General features: G+C 68.8%; 17 protein-coding genes. 5 read left to right on the forward strand and 12 right to left on the reverse strand.

Features of this window, described 5'->3' with window-relative positions; all coding sequences use genetic code 11:
* Positions 1-2,211 (forward strand): arylsulfatase, encoded by a 2,211-nt coding sequence (locus AC3WJT_RS08815; RefSeq protein ID WP_492342735.1) that lies wholly within the window; start codon positions 1-3, stop codon positions 2,209-2,211.
* Positions 2,208-3,371, forward strand: a complete 1,164-nt coding sequence (locus AC3WJT_RS08820; protein ID WP_492342736.1) for a glutathione S-transferase family protein — start codon at positions 2,208-2,210, stop codon at positions 3,369-3,371. The genes AC3WJT_RS08815 and AC3WJT_RS08820 overlap by 4 nt, the downstream gene beginning before the upstream one ends.
* Here AC3WJT_RS08820 and AC3WJT_RS08825 read toward each other — a convergent pair.
* On the reverse strand, positions 3,368-4,312 hold the full coding sequence (locus tag AC3WJT_RS08825) for an RNA polymerase factor sigma-32 (protein WP_492342737.1): 945 nt from the start codon (positions 4,310-4,312) through the stop codon (positions 3,368-3,370). The genes AC3WJT_RS08820 and AC3WJT_RS08825 overlap by 4 nt on opposite strands.
* Before the next feature lie 62 nt (positions 4,313-4,374).
* Between AC3WJT_RS08825 and AC3WJT_RS08830 the strand changes: the two genes are divergently transcribed.
* Positions 4,375-4,815, forward strand: a complete 441-nt coding sequence (locus AC3WJT_RS08830; protein ID WP_492342738.1) for an SRPBCC family protein — start codon at positions 4,375-4,377, stop codon at positions 4,813-4,815.
* An 88-nt stretch (positions 4,816-4,903) separates the two neighbouring features.
* Here the strand turns inward: AC3WJT_RS08830 and AC3WJT_RS08835 are convergent, their stop codons facing one another.
* Both AC3WJT_RS08835 and AC3WJT_RS08840 read right to left on the reverse strand, forming a co-directional pair.
* Positions 4,904-5,338: an acyl-CoA thioesterase gene (locus AC3WJT_RS08835; RefSeq protein ID WP_492342739.1), complete on the reverse strand. Its 435-nt coding sequence runs from the start codon at positions 5,336-5,338 to the stop codon at positions 4,904-4,906.
* Positions 5,339-5,491: 153 nt separating this feature from the next.
* Entirely contained in the window at positions 5,492-6,088 is a 597-nt protein-coding gene (locus AC3WJT_RS08840) for a DUF938 domain-containing protein (RefSeq protein WP_492342740.1), read from the reverse strand.
* An 86-nt stretch (positions 6,089-6,174) separates the two neighbouring features.
* Between AC3WJT_RS08840 and AC3WJT_RS08845 the strand changes: the two genes are divergently transcribed.
* Positions 6,175-6,780 carry a transposase gene (locus AC3WJT_RS08845; RefSeq protein WP_492342741.1) on the forward strand — a complete coding sequence of 202 codons (606 nt, stop codon included), beginning with the start codon at positions 6,175-6,177 and terminating at the stop codon, positions 6,778-6,780.
* A 105-nt stretch (positions 6,781-6,885) separates the two neighbouring features.
* On the opposite strand, the gene AC3WJT_RS08850 is transcribed toward AC3WJT_RS08845, so the two are convergent.
* From AC3WJT_RS08850 to AC3WJT_RS08870, 5 genes are all read right to left on the reverse strand, one after another.
* The gene (locus AC3WJT_RS08850) at positions 6,886-7,389 is read right to left on the reverse strand and encodes a CarD family transcriptional regulator (RefSeq protein ID WP_492342742.1); all 504 of its coding nucleotides are present in this window, start codon (positions 7,387-7,389) and stop codon (positions 6,886-6,888) included.
* A 301-nt stretch (positions 7,390-7,690) separates the two neighbouring features.
* Positions 7,691-8,032: a ferredoxin FdxA gene (gene fdxA / locus AC3WJT_RS08855; protein WP_488899137.1), complete on the reverse strand. Its 342-nt coding sequence runs from the start codon at positions 8,030-8,032 to the stop codon at positions 7,691-7,693.
* Positions 8,033-8,150: 118 nt separating this feature from the next.
* Positions 8,151-8,441, reverse strand: coding sequence for an RNA-binding S4 domain-containing protein (locus AC3WJT_RS08860; RefSeq protein ID WP_492342743.1), 291 nt, complete (start codon positions 8,439-8,441; stop codon positions 8,151-8,153).
* Complete coding sequence (locus tag AC3WJT_RS08865) at positions 8,438-10,945, reverse strand: helicase-related protein (RefSeq protein ID WP_492342744.1); 2,508 nt, start codon at positions 10,943-10,945, stop codon at positions 8,438-8,440. The genes AC3WJT_RS08860 and AC3WJT_RS08865 overlap by 4 nt, the downstream gene beginning before the upstream one ends.
* 90 nt (positions 10,946-11,035) lie before the next feature.
* On the reverse strand, positions 11,036-12,697 hold the full coding sequence (locus AC3WJT_RS08870) for an amidohydrolase (protein ID WP_492342745.1): 1,662 nt from the start codon (positions 12,695-12,697) through the stop codon (positions 11,036-11,038).
* Between the two features lie 433 nt (positions 12,698-13,130).
* Between AC3WJT_RS08870 and rpmB the strand changes: the two genes are divergently transcribed.
* Complete coding sequence (gene rpmB / locus AC3WJT_RS08875; RefSeq protein ID WP_492342746.1) at positions 13,131-13,430, forward strand: 50S ribosomal protein L28; 300 nt, start codon at positions 13,131-13,133, stop codon at positions 13,428-13,430.
* 300 nt (positions 13,431-13,730) lie between these two features.
* Here the strand turns inward: rpmB and AC3WJT_RS08880 are convergent, their stop codons facing one another.
* From AC3WJT_RS08880 to cobT, 4 genes are all read right to left on the reverse strand, one after another.
* The gene (locus AC3WJT_RS08880) at positions 13,731-14,000 is read right to left on the reverse strand and encodes a hypothetical protein (RefSeq protein WP_492342747.1); all 270 of its coding nucleotides are present in this window, start codon (positions 13,998-14,000) and stop codon (positions 13,731-13,733) included.
* Positions 14,001-14,067: 67 nt separating this feature from the next.
* On the reverse strand, positions 14,068-15,207 hold the full coding sequence (locus AC3WJT_RS08885) for an L-lactate dehydrogenase (RefSeq protein ID WP_492342748.1): 1,140 nt from the start codon (positions 15,205-15,207) through the stop codon (positions 14,068-14,070).
* Entirely contained in the window at positions 15,204-16,202 is a 999-nt protein-coding gene (locus AC3WJT_RS08890; protein ID WP_492342749.1) for an esterase-like activity of phytase family protein, read from the reverse strand. Before AC3WJT_RS08890 ends, AC3WJT_RS08885 begins: the two co-directional genes overlap by 4 nt.
* Positions 16,202-18,133 (reverse strand): cobaltochelatase subunit CobT, encoded by a 1,932-nt coding sequence (cobT, locus tag AC3WJT_RS08895; protein ID WP_492342750.1) that lies wholly within the window; start codon positions 18,131-18,133, stop codon positions 16,202-16,204. The genes AC3WJT_RS08890 and cobT overlap by 1 nt, the downstream gene beginning before the upstream one ends.
* Between the last annotated feature and the right edge of the window lie 118 nt (positions 18,134-18,251).

Below are 18,251 nucleotides of genomic sequence, written 5' to 3' on the forward strand. Positions count from 1 at the left end.
ATGAGCGGCGTAATCCGGGTCAACACCGTCTCGCACCGCGCACTGCGGGCCGCCGCATTGGCGCTGCTGGGCCTGCTGGCGCTGGCGTTCGGGCCCAGCGCCGCGGCGCCGGTTCCGTCCCGGGCGCCCAATATCGTGATCATCCTCGTCGATGACGCCGGCTACACCGACTTCGGCGCCTATGGCGGCGAGATCGCCACCCCGACGATCGACGCCCTGGCCGCGCGCGGCACGCGGTTCGCCAACTTCCACGCCACGCCGATGTGCGCGCCCTCGCGCGCGATGCTGCTGACCGGCGTCGACAGCCACACGGCGGGCGTCGCCAACCTGCCGGAATCGACCCCGCCCGAGCATCGCGACGACCCCGCCTACCAGGGCCGGCTGGCGGCCAACGTCGTGACGCTGGCCAGCCGGCTGCAGGCGGGCGGCTACCACACCTGGATGGCCGGCAAGTGGCACCTGGGGCACGAACCCGGCGATCTGCCCGGCGCCCGCGGCTTTGACCGTTCGTTCGCGCTGGACGCCACCGGCGCGGACAACTGGGAGCAGCGGCCCTATTTCCCGATCTATCGCCAGGCCGACTGGCTCGAGGACGGCAAGCGGGCGACCCTGCCGGGCGACTACTATTCGTCGAAATTCCTCGTCGATCGCATGATCGGCTACATCAAGGACAAGCCCGACGATGGCCGGCCGTTCTTCGCCTATCTGCCGTTCCTGGCGATCCACATCCCGATCCAGGTGCCGGCGGAATACGTCGCGAAGTACGAGGGCCGCTACGCCGACGGCTGGCAGGCCCAGCGCCAGCGCCGCTATGCGGGCGCGGTCCGCGCCGGCCTGATCCCCGCCGGCACGCCGATGGGGCCGATGCCGGCCAATGTGAAGGACTGGAACAGGCTTTCGGCGGCCGAGCAGCAGCTGGCCGCCAAACGCATGGCGGTCAACGCCGGCATGCTGGAGGCGATGGACCATGAGCTCGGTCGACTGGTCGCCCACCTCAAGTCGACTGGCCAGTACGACAACACCCTGTTCGTGGTGCTCTCGGACAACGGCCCGGAGGCCGGCGACCCGACGGTCGAGCCGGTGTTCCAGCTGTGGATGAAGAGCGTCGGCTACCGCTGGGGCGCGCAGGGACTGGGCGGCAAGGGAACCTACGCTGCGATCGGTCCGGGCTGGGCCAGCGCCGCCGCCGCGCCGGGCGCCCTGTTCAAGTTCTACGCGTCGGAGGGCGGCACGCGGGTGCCGTTGATCGTGGCGGGGCCGGGCGTGCGCCCCGGTGCGACCAACCGCGCCTTCTCGATCATCAGCGACATCACGCCGACCGTGCTCGACTATGCCGGCGTCGCGCCGGCCCCTGCGCCGGCCGCGCCGCTGTCGGGGCGCAGTCTCAGGCCGGTCCTGACCGGCGAGGCGGAGGCCGCCTATGACGCCGATACGCCGGTCGGCCTGGAAGCGGCGGGCGATGCGGCGCTGTTCAAGGGCGACCTGAAGCTGACGCGCAACGCCGGCGCCCTCGGCAGCCCGACATGGCGGCTCTACGACATCGCCAACGATCCGGGCGAGACCAGGGATCTCAGCGCGGCCATGCCCGGCAAGGCCGCCGAACTGCTGGCCGACTACCGCGCCTGGGCGGCGCGGGTCGGCGTGGCGGAGATCCCGCCGGGCTACGCGCCCGACAGGGAGGTTGCCAAGAACATCTTCCTGCGGATCGCCGAGGCGTTCGCGCTGCCGCTGACGGCCGGCCTGATCGTACTGGCCGGCGCCCTTTCATACGCCGTCTACCGGGTCCTCCGGTGGCGCCGGGACAAGACAAACGGGGAAGAGACCATGGGACGCACCTTCATGCGGGGCCTGCTCGGGCTCGTCGGCCTGCTCGCGCTGCTGATCGCCAGCCGCTTCTGGATCACGCCGGACAAGATCGGCGCGACGATGGGCCTGTTGCCGGACGGCGCGGCGGGGCTGGGCACGCTGCGGGCCGACATGGCCGGCTTCTTCGGCGCGGCGGGCGTGCTGTCGCTGACAGCGGCGGTGCGCAACGAGCGCCGGTGGCTGGTCCCGGTGCTGCTGCTGCTGGCGATCGCCCTGACGGGCCGGGTGATCAACCTGCTGGTCACCGGCGGCGGCGCGGTGCTGGTTCCGCCGATGGTCATCGAGGCGGTGCTGATCGTGATCGTCGGACTGGGGCTGCGGGTGATGGGAGACAGGGCGAAGTGAGCCCGCCCGCGCATCCGGATCTGGCCGCCCTGGCCGGGATGCGGGTTCACGGGCTGGATCTGTCCTACTTCACCGGCAAACTGCAGGCCTATCTGCGCTACTGCGAGCTGCCGTTCGACTTTGCAGACATGGACACGGCCGGCCTGCGCCGTGCCGCCCGGGCGACCGGCATGGCCCAGATGCCGGCCATCGAACTGTCCGACGGCCGCTGGATGACCGACACCACGGCGATCATCGGCTGGATCGAGGCGCGCCGGGCGGGCCCCGCCGTTACGCCCCGGGATCCGGCGCTACGCTTCTTCAGCCTGCTGCTGGAAGACTACGCCGACGAATGGCTGTGGCGGCCGGCGCTTCACTACCGCTGGAGCTTCCAGCCGGACACCGCGCTGATGGGCCGCCGCATCGCCGCGGAAATGCTGCGCGACGTTCCCGTGCCGCTCGCCTTGCGGACGGCGGTGATCATTGCCCGGCAGCAGCGCAAATATGTCCGCGGCGACGGGATCACCCCGGCGACACGGGGTGCGGTCGAGGCGCTCTACCACCGCAGCCTGGCCGCGCTCGAGGCGATCCTCGTCAAGCGGCCCTTCCTGCTCGGCGATCGCCCCAGCCTCGCCGACTTCGGCTTCATGGGCTCCATGTTCCGCCATTTCAGCCTCGACCCGACGCCGGCGCGGATCATGCGCGATACGGCCCCGGCGGTGTTCGAATGGGTGGCGCGGATGTGGAACGCCAGGGCCTCGGCCTTTGCGGACGGCACGCTGCTGGACGCCGTCCCGGACGACTGGGAGCCCTTCCTCGCGGAGGCGGCGACCGGCTATCTGCCCAGTCTGGCCGCCAACGCCGAGGCCAGGGCGGCGGGGCAGACCATGTTCGCAGTGACCCTGCAGGGCGTCGACTGGCGGCTGCCGGTCAATCTCAACCGGGTGCACTGTCTGAAGGCGCTTCAGACGGCGTTCGCGACGCTGCCGGCCGATGCCGCGGCGACGGTCCGGGCCAGGCTGGAAGCGGCGGGAGCCTGGGCGCCCTTGTGGCGTGTCACGCCGCCCGACATCGGCTTCGACCCGGAAGGGCGTCTACCGTTCCTGACGCCGGAGACCGCCTGGGCGCCGGCATTCGCGCCCGGGCGGCGGCGCCCGGTCCACGACGGCGCCGCGCGCTAGCCGACCAGACCGGCCGCGACCGGATCGCCGACCTCGCGCTCGATACTGGCGCGCATCTTGGCCAGCGCGGCCTGCTCGATCTGGCGCACCCGTTCCTTCGATACGCCCATCTGGACGCCCAGCGCCTCGAGCGTGACCGGGTCATCGGCCAGTCGCCTGGCCTCGATCACGGAGCGTTCGCGGGGCGTGAGTTTGGCCATCGAGCGGCCGATCAGGCCATGGCGCCGTTCGCCGTCGAGGGTCGCCTCGACCACCTGGTCGGGCCGGTCGCGCTCGTCGGGCAGCAGGCCCAGCCAGTCCTCCTCGCCATCGCCGGTGATCGGCGCGTCGAGCGACCGGTCGGGACCGCCCATGCGGGCGGCCATGGCCTCGACCTCGCCCTCCTCGACGCCCAGTTCCTCGGCGATCTTGGTCCGCGCCTCGTTGGTCAGCCGGCCTTCCAGGTCGCCCAGTCGCGCGCGCAGTCCGCGCAGCTTGAAGAACAGGCTCTTGCCCGAGGCCGTGGTTCCGGTCCGCACGATCGACCAGTTGCGCAGCACGAAGTCCTGCATCGCCGCCCGCACCCACCAGCCGGCGTAGGTCGAGAACCGCACACCGCGGTCCGGATCGAACCGGTCGGCGGCCTGCATCAGGCCGACCGCGCCCTCCTGGACCAGATCGGCCATCGGCAGGCCGAAGCGACGGAACTTCGCGGCCATGGCGATGACCAGCCGCATGTAGGCGCCGGTCAGCTCCTGCAGCGCCTCGTCGTCGGCGTCATCGCGCCAGCGGCGGGCCAGCGACTGCTCCCGGTCCAGATCGAGCAACGGCGCCCGCATGGCTTCACGCATGAAGCGTCTTTCAACAGGCCCTGCCTCGGATGCGGTCGCCATGGAGCGTCTCCCTTTGAAGGCAATACGCGGGCGATCTGAACATGGATCACATAGGATGCGCGGGGACATGCACTTCAGGGGATGTCCGCCGAACGGTTGATCCGCCGGCTCTGCTCCGGCAGGCTCGATCCATGAAACAGATCCGTACCGAAGCCGTCATTTCCGCCGCCCCGGCCAAGGTCTGGGCCGTGCTGACCGACTTTGCGCGCTATCACGAGTGGAACCCGCTCAACATCGCCGCCGAGGGTGAAGCGCGGGCCGGCGGCAAGATCCGCACGACCTTCCTGAACCCCGCCGGCCGCCCCGGCGCGACCGTGACCCAGACGGTCCGGCTGACCCGGTTCGAGCCCTACAGCGCCCTCGCATGGTCAGGCGTGGTGCCGCTGCTGTTCCACGGCACGCACCACTTCACGCTGGAGCCCGTCGCCGAGGGCACGCGACTTCTGCATGGCGAGGATATGGGCGGCCTGATCGCGATGACCTTCACGGCCGAAAAGCTGGAGCGCGACTTCCGCCCTCACTACGTGGCGGTCAACCAGGCGCTGGCGAAGCGCGTGGCGGCGCTGGGGTAGAAGGGGACATGTACCGCAGGTACGTGTCCCCTAACCCCGGCCGCTCGATTTGGGGGACACGTACCTTCGGTACATGTCCCCGTGTCCCTTAGGGCGCAACGACCATCAACTGCTCAAGCGCTGCACGCAGCGCCGGGAGGATAGTGCTCGATCCCTCCGACGAGGCCTGCACCAGCACCGTGGTGGCGACCCCGACGCAACGGCCCGCCTGGTACATGGTCTGGCCGATCTCCCACGACGAATTGCCGATCCGCAGGATGCCGGAGAACACCTCCACATCGCCCGGGTGGAACACCTCGCCCTGGTAGCTGACCCGCACGTCGGCGGTGACGATGCGCACCCCGGTCAGGCCGTTCGTCAGTTCGAAGGTCCGCCGCATCAGCTGCGACCGCGCCTCGTCGTAGTAGGCCGCCACGGCGATATTGTTGACGTGCCCCAGCCGGTCCTCGTCGTGATAGCGGGTCTGCACCCGGACGCTGTGCGGATAGAGGGCGGCGTCCTGGCGCCAGGCGGGCGGTTTCATCGGCGGGTTCCGTTGGTTCAGACGACGACACTGCGACGGCTGACGCTGGGGGAGTCGAGCGTAGGGGACATGTACCGAAGGTACGTGTCCCCTAAACCCGTAGCCGCTCGATTGGGGGACACGTACCTGCGGTACATGTCCCCTTCGGCGTGGCTAGCGCCGGAACAGCAGGCAGAGATTGTTGGCCGGCATGGCGACGCGCTCGGCAAGGGTCAGGCCGTGTCCGGCGGCGAGGGCCGTGACGTCGGCCAGATCCCGCAGGCCCCACGCCGGATCACGACGGCGCAGGTCGGCGTCGAAGGCGAGGTTGCTCGGCGCGGTCTCAACACCCGCTTCGACATAGGGGCCATAGAGGATCAGCGACCCGCCGGCGGGCAGCACCCGCGCGGCGCCCGCCATCAGTCCCTGTGTCGCCGCCCAGGGCGAGATGTGGACCATGTTGATGCAGACGATTGCGTCGGCCCGGATCAATGGCCAGCCGTCCGGTTCGGCGGCGTTCAGGACGAGGGGTGGGGCCAGGTTGGGCAAGCCCGCCGCATCCCGCCGCGCCCTGAGGATCTCCAGCGCCTCCTCGCTCCGGTCGGTCGGCTGCCAGGTGATCCCCGGCAGCGCCTCGGCGAACCAGGCCGCGTGCTCGCCGAGTCCGCTGGCCACCTCCAGCACAGTTCCCGACGGCGGCAGCCAGCGTCGGAGCACCGCGAGGAGCGGCTCACGGTTGCGGGCGGAGGACGGGGAAGCGGGCAGGGTCATCGGGGACATGTACCTGCAAGGTACGTGTCCCCCAAATCATGCCATCCCAAAGATTGTAAATCGAATGATGCGCGCTATGGTAAACTATGCCGCGTCAAGCCCGCATCGTCATTCCAGGGTTGCCTCACCACGTGATGCAGCGTGGGAACCGGCGCCAGCCCACCTTCTTCCGACCGGCTGACTACGCGTCCTATCTGACGATCGCGCAGGATCAGTTCGGAGCAGCAGATGTTGAGGTCTTGGCCTACTGCCTGATGCCCAACCACGTGCATCTGATTGCCACGCCGCGGGATGAGACTGGCCTGGCGATCGCCGTTGGCCGGACGCACCTGAAATACACCCGGTACATCAACGCGCGTGAGACCTGGACCGGGTGTCTCTGGCAAGGACGCTTTCAGTCATCGCCGATGGATGACGTCTATTTCCGGCGATGCGTCAGATACGTTGGCCTCAATCCCGTTCGCGCGGGTCTTGTGGAAAGGGCGTTGGACTGGCCGTGGTCGAGTGTTCAGGCGCATCTCGGCCTTAGGGTGGATCGCCTGATAACGCCGGTTGCGGTGAACGCGGTGTTGGATGAGGAAGGCGACGGGTTCTTCGACGTCGATATGCGAGCGGATGATCTCGCACGACTCCGAGCCAGCCTTCGGGAGGGGCGACCACTCGCGGAAGCAGGCGAACGCATTCGGGATTAGGGGACACGTACCTTCGGTACATGTCCCCGACATCAGGCTCCGTACAAAGCAAAACGCCCGGCGTTGCCGCCGGGCGTTTCACAAAATCACATCGGCTGAAAAAGCCTAGGCGGCCTTCTGCAGGGACTTGGTCAGGATGCCCACCGCCGCGTCGCGGTCGATCTTCTCGATCGCGGCGACTTCGCGGGCCATGCGGTCCAGGGCCGATTCATAGAGCTGGCGCTCCGAATAGGACTGTTCCGGCTGGTTCTCGGCGCGGTGCAGGTCGCGCACCACCTCGGCGATGGAGATCAGGTCGCCGGAGTTGATCTTGGCTTCGTATTCCTGGGCGCGACGCGACCACATGGTGCGCTTGACCCGGGCGCGGCCCTTGAGGGTCGTCAGGGCCTTGGTCACGACCAGGCCTTCGGCCAGCGGACGCAGGCCGGAGGTGACCGCCTTCTTGGTCGGAACCCGCAGCGTCATCTTCTCGTGGTCGAAGGTGATGACATAGACCTCAAGCGACATGCCGGCGACTTCCTGGGTCTCGACAGCACGGATCGTGCCCACGCCATGGGCGGGGTAGACCACGTGGTCGTTGACCGAAAACGCCAGACCAGACTTGCTCATATGTTCGTCCTTCTCTTGCACCCTGTCCGCGGGGTTCTGCCCCGCGAGCCGCTGTTCCAGGCCTTCTGACGACAGCGAAAGCGTCTCCGACCGCGGTGGGGCCGCGGAGTGCGCCGTGTCAGATTGTGTAGACCTTTAGGACACCCTGGCCTTCGCCATGCGCGCCGTTCGGATGCGGCTGTTCTTGAAACCAAGGCGCGACGGCGGACCCGTCACGTCAGAACAAACCCTACCACAAAAATGAGTGCAAAGAAAGGGTTGCGAAATCCGGCTCACCCGCTGGGGATTCAGTACCCGCGGGTCACGAACCCTTGCCGGGCTTGTCGCTGAAGTATTTCTCGAACTTGCCCGTCTCGCGCTCGAAGTCGGCGGCGTCCGCCGGCGGTTCACCCTTGAGGGTGATGTTCGGCCAGATCTTGGCGAACTCGGAATTGATCTTCAGCCATTTGCCGTCGGGCTCGTCCTCGGTGTCGGGCTTGATCGCGTCGACCGGGCACTCGGGCTCGCACACGCCGCAATCGATGCATTCGTCGGGGCTGATGGCCAGGAAGTTCTCGCCCTCATAGAAGCAGTCCACGGGACAGACTTCGACGCAGTCCATGAACTTACATTTGATGCAGGCGTCAGTGACGATGTAGGTCATCGGGAAACTTGGTGGTCCAGACGGTTGAGTGCGCGCGCCTTTTCAAAGGCAGGGGCCGGCTTGTCAATGCGGCGAGGGCTCATGGCCCTCACAGGAAAACTCAACGCCGCGTCCGCGCTCATTCTTCGGTCGCCGCATCGAGCGGATTGTAGAGGCCTCGCGCCTCGGCGGGCGGTCCGCGCCGCGCCCCGAAAGCGGCGACGCGGACGGCGATGACCCGGCCGCCGAAGGCGAAGACGAGATCGTCTCCCAGCTTCAGGACCCGCGACGGCTTGTCGAGCCGCCCCTCCGCGCCTGCCCGGGTGATCCGCACCCGGCCTTCGTCCACATAGCGGGCCGCCATCGACCGGGTCTTGAAGAACCGGGCGCGCCACAGCCAGACATCCGCGCGACAGGACTCCTCGCTCATGCGGCGGCGGGCTTGCGGCGACGCGGGCGCTTGCGGCGCGGCGGCGCGGCCTTGAAGCCGGCCAGCGCGGCGAAGGGCGAGTTCGGCGGGGGCGGGGCGGCGACAACCTCCGTCTTGTCGTTGCGTCGTCGCCAGGCGATCGGCTCGGTCCGGCTGGCCGGGGTGAAGCCCAGCGCCCGCAGGATGGTGGCCGTCTCGACCGCGCTCCAGCCGAGCGTCTCACGCGCCGCGTCGGACAGGATCACGCCGACGCCCGGCTTGAACCCGGCGCGGAGCAACTCATCCAGGCGTTCCAGCTGCTCGACGGGCGCCGCGAGCGACCCCACGGCGCGCAGGCCCCGCGCCGCCAGCGCGCGCGCGGGCGGGGGCGGAGTCGGCAGCCTGGACAGCGCGTCCACGGGCGGCCGCCACGTCCCGCCGGCCATGGCCTGGGCGAAGGCCAGACCTTCGGGCGTCAACAGGCCAGGCATGTAGAGGCTGAAGGCGCCGATCCGCACGCCCAGCATCCGCAGACTGCGCCGTTCCGCCTGGCTCAGCGCCTGCAGGTCGGCCTCGACGAGCCGACGGTCCAGCACCCCGCCGGCCTCGACCAGCCGATGGCCGATGCCGCGCGGCAGGCCCTTCACCTGGCCCCTGGCCATGGCCTGTTCGAGCTTCACCAGCGGTTCCAGGCGTCGTTCCCGTTCCGCCGCGAGGAAGGCCTGCAGCCGCTGGCGTGCGCGCTCCCGCGCCGTTTCCGGCCCCAGCTCGCCGAGCAGCCGCACCTTGCCGCCGTCGGTCATCTGGCCGGCCGCCTCGCCGCGCCACAGGACCGCGCCGTCGGGCGTGACGCTGAAAGCCTCGTCGTCTTCCGCGGCCAGCCGTCCCAGCCGCCGCGTGACCTCCGGTCCGACCGCCCGCTGGGCCGCGCCGCGCAGGGCCTTTTCCTCCAGCGAGGAGGCCGCCTTCGGCGCCTCGAAGGACAGGCCCTGCAGGCGACCGACGACATGCCCCTCGACGGTCACCGTGCCGTCCTCGGCCACGCCCGCCAGCATCTCGCTCCGATCGCCCAGCTGGCGCATCAGCACGCTGGTGCGGCGGTCGATGAACCGCGCCATCAGCTTCTCGTGCAGGGCGTCGGACAGGCGCTCCTCCAGACCGCGCGTCACCCCCTGCCAGTGGGCCGGATCGACCAGCCAGTCGGGCCGGTTGGCGATATAGGCCAGGGTCCTGACTCCCGCGAGCCGCGAGGCCAGGGTGTCGATCTCGCCGTCCGTGCGGTCCAGCCCCTTGAACTGGCCGACCATCCAGTCCTCCGGCAGCCGCCGCCGACCGGTGGTCAGGTTGTCGAACAGCGCCCGGATCAGCCGCAGATGCTCGTCCGGGGTCTGCTTGCGGAAGTCAGGCGTCTGGCAGACCTCCCACAGCCGCTCCAGCGCCACCCTGTCGCGGACGCGGTGGACGACGTCGTCGTCCTCGGCCATCCGCTTCAGCGCCGTCTCGTCGATCGCCTGGGCCGACAGCATCAGCCCCTCGCGCTGCGGCGTCGCCTCCAGCGACCGGATGAGCGAGGGCAGGGCGCCGAAGTCGAGCCGGTGGTTGCGCCACTCGGCCGAGGCCACGGGCTGGAAGGCGTGCTCCTCGACGGCGGCGACGAGGTCCTCGTCCATCTCCTCGGCCTCGCCGGTGACGCCGAACGTCCCGTCCCGCACGTGCCGCCCGGCCCGGCCGGCGATCTGGCCGATCTCTTGCGGATGCAGGAACCGCGTTTTCTTGCCGTCGAACTTCCGCAGCCCGGCGAAGGCGACATGGTCGACGTCCATGTTCAGGCCCATGCCGATGGCGTCGGTGGCGACCAGGAAGTCGACTTCGCCGGACTGGTAGAGCGCGACCTGGGCGTTGCGGGTGCGGGGGCTGAGCGAGCCCATGACCACGGCCGCCCCGCCGCGCTGGCGGCGGATCAGCTCTGCGATGGCGTAGACATTGTCGGCGCTGAACGCGACCACGGCGCTGCGGCGGGGCAGGCGGGTCAACTTCTTGGGCCCGGTGTAGCGCAGCTGCGAGAACCGCTCCCGCTCGACGATCTCGACCCCGGGCAGCAGCCGCCGGACCAGCGGCGCCATGGTCCCGGCGCCCAGCAGCATGGTCTCCTGCTTGCCGCGCGCATGCAGCAGCCGGTGCGTAAACACGTGACCGCGTTCGGGATCGGCGCACAGCTGGATCTCGTCGATGGCGAGGAAGTCGACCTCGCGGCCGAGCGGCATGGCCTCGACGGTGCAGATGAAATACTGCGGCCGGGGCGGGACGATCTTCTCCTCGCCGGTGATCAGCGCGACCTCGCGCGGGCCCTTCAGCCGCACCACCCGGTCGTAGATCTCCCGCGCCAGCAGCCGCAGCGGCAAGCCGATCATGCCGCTATGGTGACCCAGCATCCGCTCGACGGCGAGATGGGTCTTGCCGGTGTTGGTCGGGCCAAGCACCGCCACGAGCCTGTGTGCAGCCTGGCCTGTGGAACGGTCACTCATACAGGAAAGGTGGGGGAGTCGCGGGTGCGCGACAAGGGCGCCGAACCGATCTGCGGCGCCTTGCCCGGATCCTGGACAGATGGGGCGCGACTATCGCCCGTCGTGGACGATCCGGCCGCCGACCACGGTCAGGACAGGCTTCACCGTCAGGATGTCCGCCTGCGGAATGGTCATGACGTCCTGCGAGAAGACGGTGATGTCCGCCGGGCAGGACTGCACCAGCACGCCGCAGTCGCCGCCGCCGACCTGGTTGGCGGTCAGGGTGAAGGCGCTGAGCGCCGACGGACGGTCGATCGCCAGTTCCGGATGCCAGTCCGGGCCGGACTTGCCCTTCAGATCCTTGCGGGCCACGGCGGCGTAGAACTCGATGCGCGGATCGCCGACCTCGACGGGCGCATCGGTGCCGAACACGATGGTGGCGACCCGGTCCAGCAGGGTCTTCCAGGCATAGGCGCCCTCGAGCCGGTTTGGGCCCAGCCGCGACGGCGCGAAATACAGGTCACCGATCGCGTGGGACGGCTGCATCGACGCGACAATGCCCAGCCTGGCGAAGCGGGCGATATCCTGCGGGTCGAGGATCTGCGCGTGCTCGATCCGCCAGTTCAGGGCGCGGGCGGCGTTGCGGTCGTCGCCCAGCACCTCCGCGAACCAGTCCAGCACCAGCCGGTTGCCCTTGTCGCCGATGGCGTGGAACGCGACCTGCGCCTTGACCGCCTTGGCTCGCTCCAGGATGGCGATGGTCGCGTCGTGTTCGGCGATCTGCAGGCCGGACGTCTCGGGCCGGTCGGTATAGGGCTTGAGCAGCAGCGCGCCGCGCGAACCCAGGGCGCCGTCGACATAGAGCTTCACGCCGCGCACCCGCACCCGTCCGGTGGCGTCCTCATAGGGGCCGCGTTCCAGCACCTCGTCGGAATCCTCGGGCGTCATGAAGACGTCGACGCGGATCGGCAGCTTGCCCTCGGCGGCCAGGGCCATCAGCACCTTCACGTCGTCGGCGCTGGTGCTCATGTTGACGGCGGTGGTCCAGCCACGCGCCGCATAGAGCGCGACGGCCCGTTGCAGCGCCTCGCGCCGGGTGGCCATCGACATCGGCGGCAGCCGCGCCCCGATCAGGCCGGCGGCGGTGTCGATCAGCATCCCGGTCGCCTCGCCCTCCGGCGTACGCTCGATCCGGCCGCCGGCGGGATCGGGGGTGCTCCCGTCGATCCCGGCCAGCTTCAGCGCGGCGGTGTTGAGGACGACGGCATGACCGTCGGCCCGCTCCAGAATCACCGGCCGGGTCGGCGCGACGACGTCGAGGTCGGCGCGGTTGGGAAACCGTCCCTCCGGCCAGTGGGTCTCGATCCAGCCCCGACCGATGATCGGCGCATCGCCGGGGTTGGCGGCGGCATAGACCTTCACGGCCTCGACCAGCCCGGCGACCGAGGTCACCTGGTCGAGGTTGAGCGTCATCTCGCGCAGGCCGACGCCGGTCAGGTGCACATGGGAATCGACGAAGCCCGGATAGGCGGCCGCGCCTTTCAGGTCGATCTCGGGCAGCCCTTTCGCCTTGGCGCGCGCGGCGGCCAGCGAGCCGGTGAAGACGATGATATCTCCGCGCACCACCAGGGCTTCGGGCCGGTTGCTCTGTCCGCCTACGGCGCCGACGTAGATCGGCCCGCCGTACATGAGGAATCCGTCCTCATCAGCCCGCGCCGCGGGAACGGCGGCCAGGGCGATCAGGGCCAGAACAAGCGACAGGAAACGGATCACGGGCGGCCTCGGTATTGGGAGTTAACGCCCTGGGACCTTAGCAGCGAACAGGGGCGAAACGAATCAGGACCGAATCAGTGACTTCGTCCGATTCGGCATTTGTTCACCGCAACATATTGTATCTTAACGGCGATTAACCACAATTCGAAAGTTGCTCCCATTCCTCTCCCGCTAGGGAGAGGGGGACCCTGCGGAGCAGGGTGGAGAGGGAAGCGCCCGCGATGGCCGGCCAGGCGCAATCGATCCGCATATCCTGCCGGGCGCCGCGCTTCCCTCTCCACCAGCCTGCGGCTGGTCCCCCTCTCCCTCGCGGGAGAGGAACGCGGGTCCCCGACTCCAATCCTTGACGCCTTGCGCTCTCTTCCCTATACCCGCCGCTCCCGTGCGGGAGGCTCTTCCGCGCGCCCGAAATCATTATGCGAAGGTCGCTTACATGTCGCGCCGCTGCGAACTCACCGGTGTTGGTCCCATGGTCGGGCACAACGTGAGCCACTCGAATATCAAGACCAAGCGTCGGTTCCTGCCGGCCCTCTCGCCCGCCACGCTCCAGTCGGACGTGCTCGGCCAGAGCTTCAAGCTCCGGATCACCAACGCCGCCCTGCGCACGCTGGACTTCCGTGGCGGCCTGGACACCTTCATGGCCAAGGCGAAGGACGAGAATCTCTCGCCGCGCGCCCTGAAGATCAAGCGCCAGATCAAGGCCAAGCTGGCCGAGCAAGCGCCCGCCGCCTGAGGCGACAAGCTTCAAGACGACAGACGGCCCGCGAGGCGACTCGCGGGCCGTTTGCGTTGGGGGTTCCGCGTCGGGCTATTTCTTGAGCAGGCCGTCCTTCCAGAGAAGGAAGATCGGACCTCCGACGCCGATGATCAGCGTGGAGATGATGGAGAGGATGGCCCACATCATTCAGTCCTCCAAGCTGGCTGAAACGCTCCAGCCTACTTCTTGAGAAGCCCGTCTTTCCAGGCGAGGTAGAACGGGCCGCCGACGCCGATGACCAGCACGGTGATGATTGCGAGGATGGGCAACAGCATCTCAGTCCTCCAAGCCAGCCGCAACGCCCCGACCAGCTGCGTGCAACATAAACCCGACCAGACCGAAGACCAACACCACAATGTAATCATTGGTTGTGAAGGGGCGTTCCTGCCGGATGATCGTCACCGCAGGCTGCAGGATCGCGGCGATTAGAGATGCCGCGCAAAGGTTGTTGGCAAGGGTGGCCAGTAGCTTGCGGCGTTCATTGCGGCCTGCCTTGCTTCCGGACAGAGGTGTAGGGGCGGGCTCTTCGCCCAGCGTGTCGTCCATGCCGTGAGCGTAGCATGCCGGGTATAATCGTAAAGAGTGTATTTGTTCGATTTTCCCGTATTTCGACTTAAGCCAACAGCTCCCGTCCCGCATCCCGCACATCCGTGCAGCCCGTCAGGGCCATGGCCATCATCATCTCCTGCCGCATGATCTGCAGCACGTGCTCGACGCCCGCCTGGCCGGCGCCGGCGAGGGCCCAGGCCCAGGCTCTACCGATGAAACAGCCCTTGGCGCCGCTGGCCAGCGCCTTGACGACATCCAGGCCGGACCGGACGCCGCCGTCCATCAGGATGGTCAGGTCATCGCCCACGGCGTCGGCGATCGCGGGCAAGGCGCGGATGCCGCTCTGCACCCCGTCAAGCTGCCGGCCGCCATGGTTGGAGACGATCAGTCCGTCCGCGCCGTAGCGCTTGCACTCGCGCGCGTCATCGGCGTCGAGGATGCCCTTGATGACCAGCGGCCCCTTCCAGTTCTCGCGGATCCAGTCGAGGTCCTTCCAGGTCAGGGTCGGATCGAAATTCTTGGTCACCCAGGGCCAGAACTCCATCACCCCCTTGGCCTCGGGAATCGCCGGCGCGAGGTTGCCGAACTTGTGCGGACCGCCCATGGCCATCACGTCCCAGGCCCAGCCCGGATGGGTTATCCCGTCCCAGGCCCGCTGCAGCGGCACGAACGGCGACTGCGCCCCGAACAGCCCGGACCGCACGTCGCGATAGCGGGCGCCCGGCACCGGCAGGTCGACGGTGAAAGCCACGACGGGGCAGCCCAGCTCGGTCACCCGCGCCAGCAGCTCCTTCATGTAGCCGCGGTCCTTGATGATGTAGAGCTGGTACCAGGGCGGCGCGCCACCGTCCTTCGTGACCTCCTCGACATCGCAGATCGACAGCGACGACAGGCACATGTTGATGCCCGCGCCACGCGCGGCCTTCATCGCCTGCACCTCGCCGCGGCGGGCGTACATGCCGCCCATCCCTATCGGCGACAGGACCATCGGCATGGCCAGCTTCTGGCCGAACAGTTCGGTCTCGAGCGAGATGGATGAGACGTCCCGCATCACCCGCTGGCGCAGGGCCAGGGCCTCGAAGTCCTCGACGTTCCGCCGCAGGGTCGCCTCGGCGTACGATCCGCCGTCGAGATAGTCGAACAGCACGCGCGGCAGCCGGCGTTTCGCCAGCTCGCGGTAGTCGGTGACGCAGGCAGGTCTCATTTGGGCGGCATCCAGTCGAAGGCCAGCAGCAGGGTGCGTTGGGTCGGGCTGAAGTTGTCATCCGACAGTAGATAGAGCCGCCAGCCGCCGTTCCCCTTCGGCACGACGGTCACGCCTTCATAGTTGTCGACGCTCATCGGCGGGGTCATCGCCAGGCTGCCGATCACCTTCCGGGCGCCCAGCGGATCCCGCACCACCGAAACGATGATCCGCGACCCGATCGCCGGGATGTAGCTGTGGTGCAGGATGATCAGCTCACCCTTCGGCCCGGTGGTCAGGCTTGAAAGGCGGTAGCCGGGCGGCGGCTTCGGCAGGCCCGCCTTTTCCTCGCAGGAGACATTCAGCCGGCAGAACCAGATGCCGCCGGGCTCGACGCCGACCCAGTAGCCGTCGGCGATCACGGTCGGGGCGGCGGCCAGGCCCTCCATTCCGTCGTTCTCGGCCATCGCGACGGCAGGCATGGCCACAGGCTTCGGCGGGCGATTGCTGGACGGGGCGTAGCGCCAGATCCTGTGTTCCCGCTCGAAGCTGACGAGCATCTCGCCGTTGCCGAGCCGGGTGACGCCCTCGGCGTCGCCCCAGTTCTTGCCCTGCAGCGGCTGCGCGTCGAGGCCGGTCAGCGGTCGCAGGGCGCCGTCCGTCAGCCCGATCAGCCGTCCGGTCTCGTCCAGCGCCAGCCGCCCGGTGAACAGGTCGGCGCCGTCATCGGTGACGGAGAGGACGTCGCCGTCCGGCTCGATGACCAGATCCGAGAGCCCGTGCAGCCGGCTGGTGTCGGCGCCGGTGATGGCGATTCCGCCGGCGTAGATAAAGTCGCCGACCGCCTTGCGGCCCGGGTCGGACGGATCGAGCGCCACCGTCGAGGTCTTGATCGTCACGCCGTGTCCGGCCGCGACGGGCGCGGCGGGCAGGCTGGTCCGGCTGGTAACACAGGCGGCCAGCGACAGCGCGGTGGCGACCAGGGCGCCGGCGGCGGCTGTCACCCTGCGGCGCATCAGCCGACGGCCTCACTGACCTGCTTGAACGTCACGGTCTTGGGCGGCGGCGGCTGGGTCACCGGCGGTGCGGCCAGCAGCCCCCGCACATTGGCGACGCGCCGGGGCTCGTCCTCGAACAGGCCGGCCAGCTGCTCAACCAGCGCCCCGCCCAGCTGCTCGACGTCGACGATGGTTACGGCCTTCTTGTAGTAGCGCGTCACGTCGTGGCCGATGCCGATGGCCAGCAGCTCGACCGGGCTCTTGGTCTCGATCTCGGTGATCACGCTGCGCAGGTGGCGTTCCAGATAGTGGCCGCTGTTGACCGACAGGGTCGAGTCGTCGACCGGCGCGCCGTCGCTGATGACCATCAGGATGCGGCGCTGTTCGGTGCGGGTGATCAGCCGCTGGTGGGCCCACATCAGCGCCTCGCCGTCGATGTTCTCCTTCAGCAGCCCCTCGCGCATCATCAGGCCGAGGTTGCGCCGGGCCCGCCGCCAGGGCGCATCGGCGGCCTTGTAGACGATGTGGCGCAGGTCATTGAGGCGACCGGGCGAGGCGGGCTTACCGCTCTTGATCCAGTCGTCGCGGCTGATGCCGCCCTTCCAGGCGCGGGTGGTGAACCCGAGGATCTCGGTTTTGACCGCGCACCGCTCCAGCGTGCGGGCCAGGATATCGGCGCAGACGGCGGCGACCATGATCGGCCGCCCGCGCATCGAGCCGGAATTGTCGATCAGCAGGGTCACGACGGTGTCGCGGAACTGGATGTCCTCTTCCTGCTTGAACGACAGCGGCGCGGTCGGGTCGGTGATGATCCGCGGCAGGCGCGCGACGTCGAGCATCCCCTCCTCGAGGTCGAAGCTCCACGACCGGTTCTGCTGCGCCATCAGTCGCCGCTGCAGCTTGTTGGCCAGTCGCGACACAACGCTCGACAGACTGGCCAGTTGCTGGTCGAGATAGGCCCGCAGCCGGGTCAGCTCCTCGGCGTCGCACAGCTCCTCGGCGCCGACGATCTCGTCATGGGCGGTGGTGAACACCTTGTAGGGCGGTTCGGCGCGGCCATCGTCCTTGATGTCGGGACGGGCGGGCTTGGCGCCGTCGCCCATCTCCGGCGCGTCCTCGCTCATCTCGGTGGCGTCCTCGTCGGACTCCACCATCTGTTCCTCGCCGTCCTGGGACTCGCTGTCGGACCCGTCGGACTCGTCCATCGAGGAGCCTTCCGGAGTCTCGCCGTCGCCTTCCCCGTCTTCGCTCTCGCTGGACTGGGCCTGGTCTTCCTCGCCCTCTTCCTCGTCCTTGCTGGACTCGGAAGGGTCGACGTCGTCGCTCAGCTCCATGCCGCGCAGGAAGGCGCGGACGGCCTTGCCATAGGCCTGCTGGTCGTCGGCGGCGGCGACCATCTGGTCGAGTTCCGCCGAGGCCATGGCGTCGAGCTTCGGCCGGAAGGAGTCGACCAGCGCGCGGGCGGATTCGGGCGGAGCGTCGCCGGTCAGGCGCTCGCGCATGATCAGGGCCACCGCGTCGGCCACCGGCATGGTCAGCTGCTCGATGTTTCGCGACAGGCCCTTGCGCTCGACGCTCTGCTCCAGCAGGGCGGTCAGATTGTTGCGCACCCCGCCCAGGGCGTTGGCCCCGATGGCCTCGATCCGCGCCTGTTCCACGGCCTCGAACACCGCCCGTGCGACGGGTGAGGACGGCATGTTCCGGGCATGGGTGGCGGCGTCGTGGTGCGCCAGCCGCAGGGCCATCTGGTCGGCCATCCCGCGGATCCGCGAGGCCTCCTTCGAGGTCAGGTCCCGCGGCGGATGCGGCAGCACCGCCCGGTTGCCGGACAGTGAGGGGCCGTCGCCGGAGAACACGACCTCAAGGTCGGCCATTTCGGCGAGCGATCGCGCGGCGTGCGCCAGGGCGCGCTTGAACGGTTCGGTGGGGCTCTCGGGCTTGTTGGCCATGGAACCGTCTTACTCCGGCGCCGCAACGGTATGGAAGAGCGTCCTCACGCCCTTGTTCGCGGCCGGCACTGCTGCAGGGTCACGGTGATGCGCGGGGGTCACTGCGCGCTTCATGTCG

The organism is Caulobacter sp. FW305-C-30-S16 (assembly GCF_058783025.1).

Excerpts from the sequence above, each read along its gene's own strand:
- AC3WJT_RS08815 (WP_492342735.1), top strand. The coding sequence starts at position 1 with ATGAGCGGCGTAATCCGGGTCAACACCGTCTCGCACCGCGCACTGCGG.
- AC3WJT_RS08825 (WP_492342737.1), bottom strand. The coding sequence starts at position 4,312 with ATGTCCCCGCGCATCCTATGTGATCCATGTTCAGATCGCCCGCGTATT.
- AC3WJT_RS08830 (WP_492342738.1), top strand. The coding sequence starts at position 4,375 with ATGAAACAGATCCGTACCGAAGCCGTCATTTCCGCCGCCCCGGCCAAG.
- AC3WJT_RS08835 (WP_492342739.1), bottom strand. The coding sequence starts at position 5,338 with ATGAAACCGCCCGCCTGGCGCCAGGACGCCGCCCTCTATCCGCACAGC.
- AC3WJT_RS08840 (WP_492342740.1), bottom strand. The coding sequence starts at position 6,088 with ATGACCCTGCCCGCTTCCCCGTCCTCCGCCCGCAACCGTGAGCCGCTC.
- AC3WJT_RS08845 (WP_492342741.1), top strand. The coding sequence starts at position 6,175 with ATGCCGCGTCAAGCCCGCATCGTCATTCCAGGGTTGCCTCACCACGTG.
- AC3WJT_RS08850 (WP_492342742.1), bottom strand. The coding sequence starts at position 7,389 with ATGAGCAAGTCTGGTCTGGCGTTTTCGGTCAACGACCACGTGGTCTAC.
- fdxA (WP_488899137.1), bottom strand. The coding sequence starts at position 8,032 with ATGACCTACATCGTCACTGACGCCTGCATCAAATGTAAGTTCATGGAC.
- AC3WJT_RS08860 (WP_492342743.1), bottom strand. The coding sequence starts at position 8,441 with ATGAGCGAGGAGTCCTGTCGCGCGGATGTCTGGCTGTGGCGCGCCCGG.
- AC3WJT_RS08865 (WP_492342744.1), bottom strand. The coding sequence starts at position 10,945 with ATGAGTGACCGTTCCACAGGCCAGGCTGCACACAGGCTCGTGGCGGTG.
- rpmB (WP_492342746.1), top strand. The coding sequence starts at position 13,131 with ATGTCGCGCCGCTGCGAACTCACCGGTGTTGGTCCCATGGTCGGGCAC.
- AC3WJT_RS08880 (WP_492342747.1), bottom strand. The coding sequence starts at position 14,000 with ATGGACGACACGCTGGGCGAAGAGCCCGCCCCTACACCTCTGTCCGGA.
- AC3WJT_RS08885 (WP_492342748.1), bottom strand. The coding sequence starts at position 15,207 with ATGAGACCTGCCTGCGTCACCGACTACCGCGAGCTGGCGAAACGCCGG.
- AC3WJT_RS08890 (WP_492342749.1), bottom strand. The coding sequence starts at position 16,202 with ATGCGCCGCAGGGTGACAGCCGCCGCCGGCGCCCTGGTCGCCACCGCG.
- cobT (WP_492342750.1), bottom strand. The coding sequence starts at position 18,133 with ATGGCCAACAAGCCCGAGAGCCCCACCGAACCGTTCAAGCGCGCCCTG.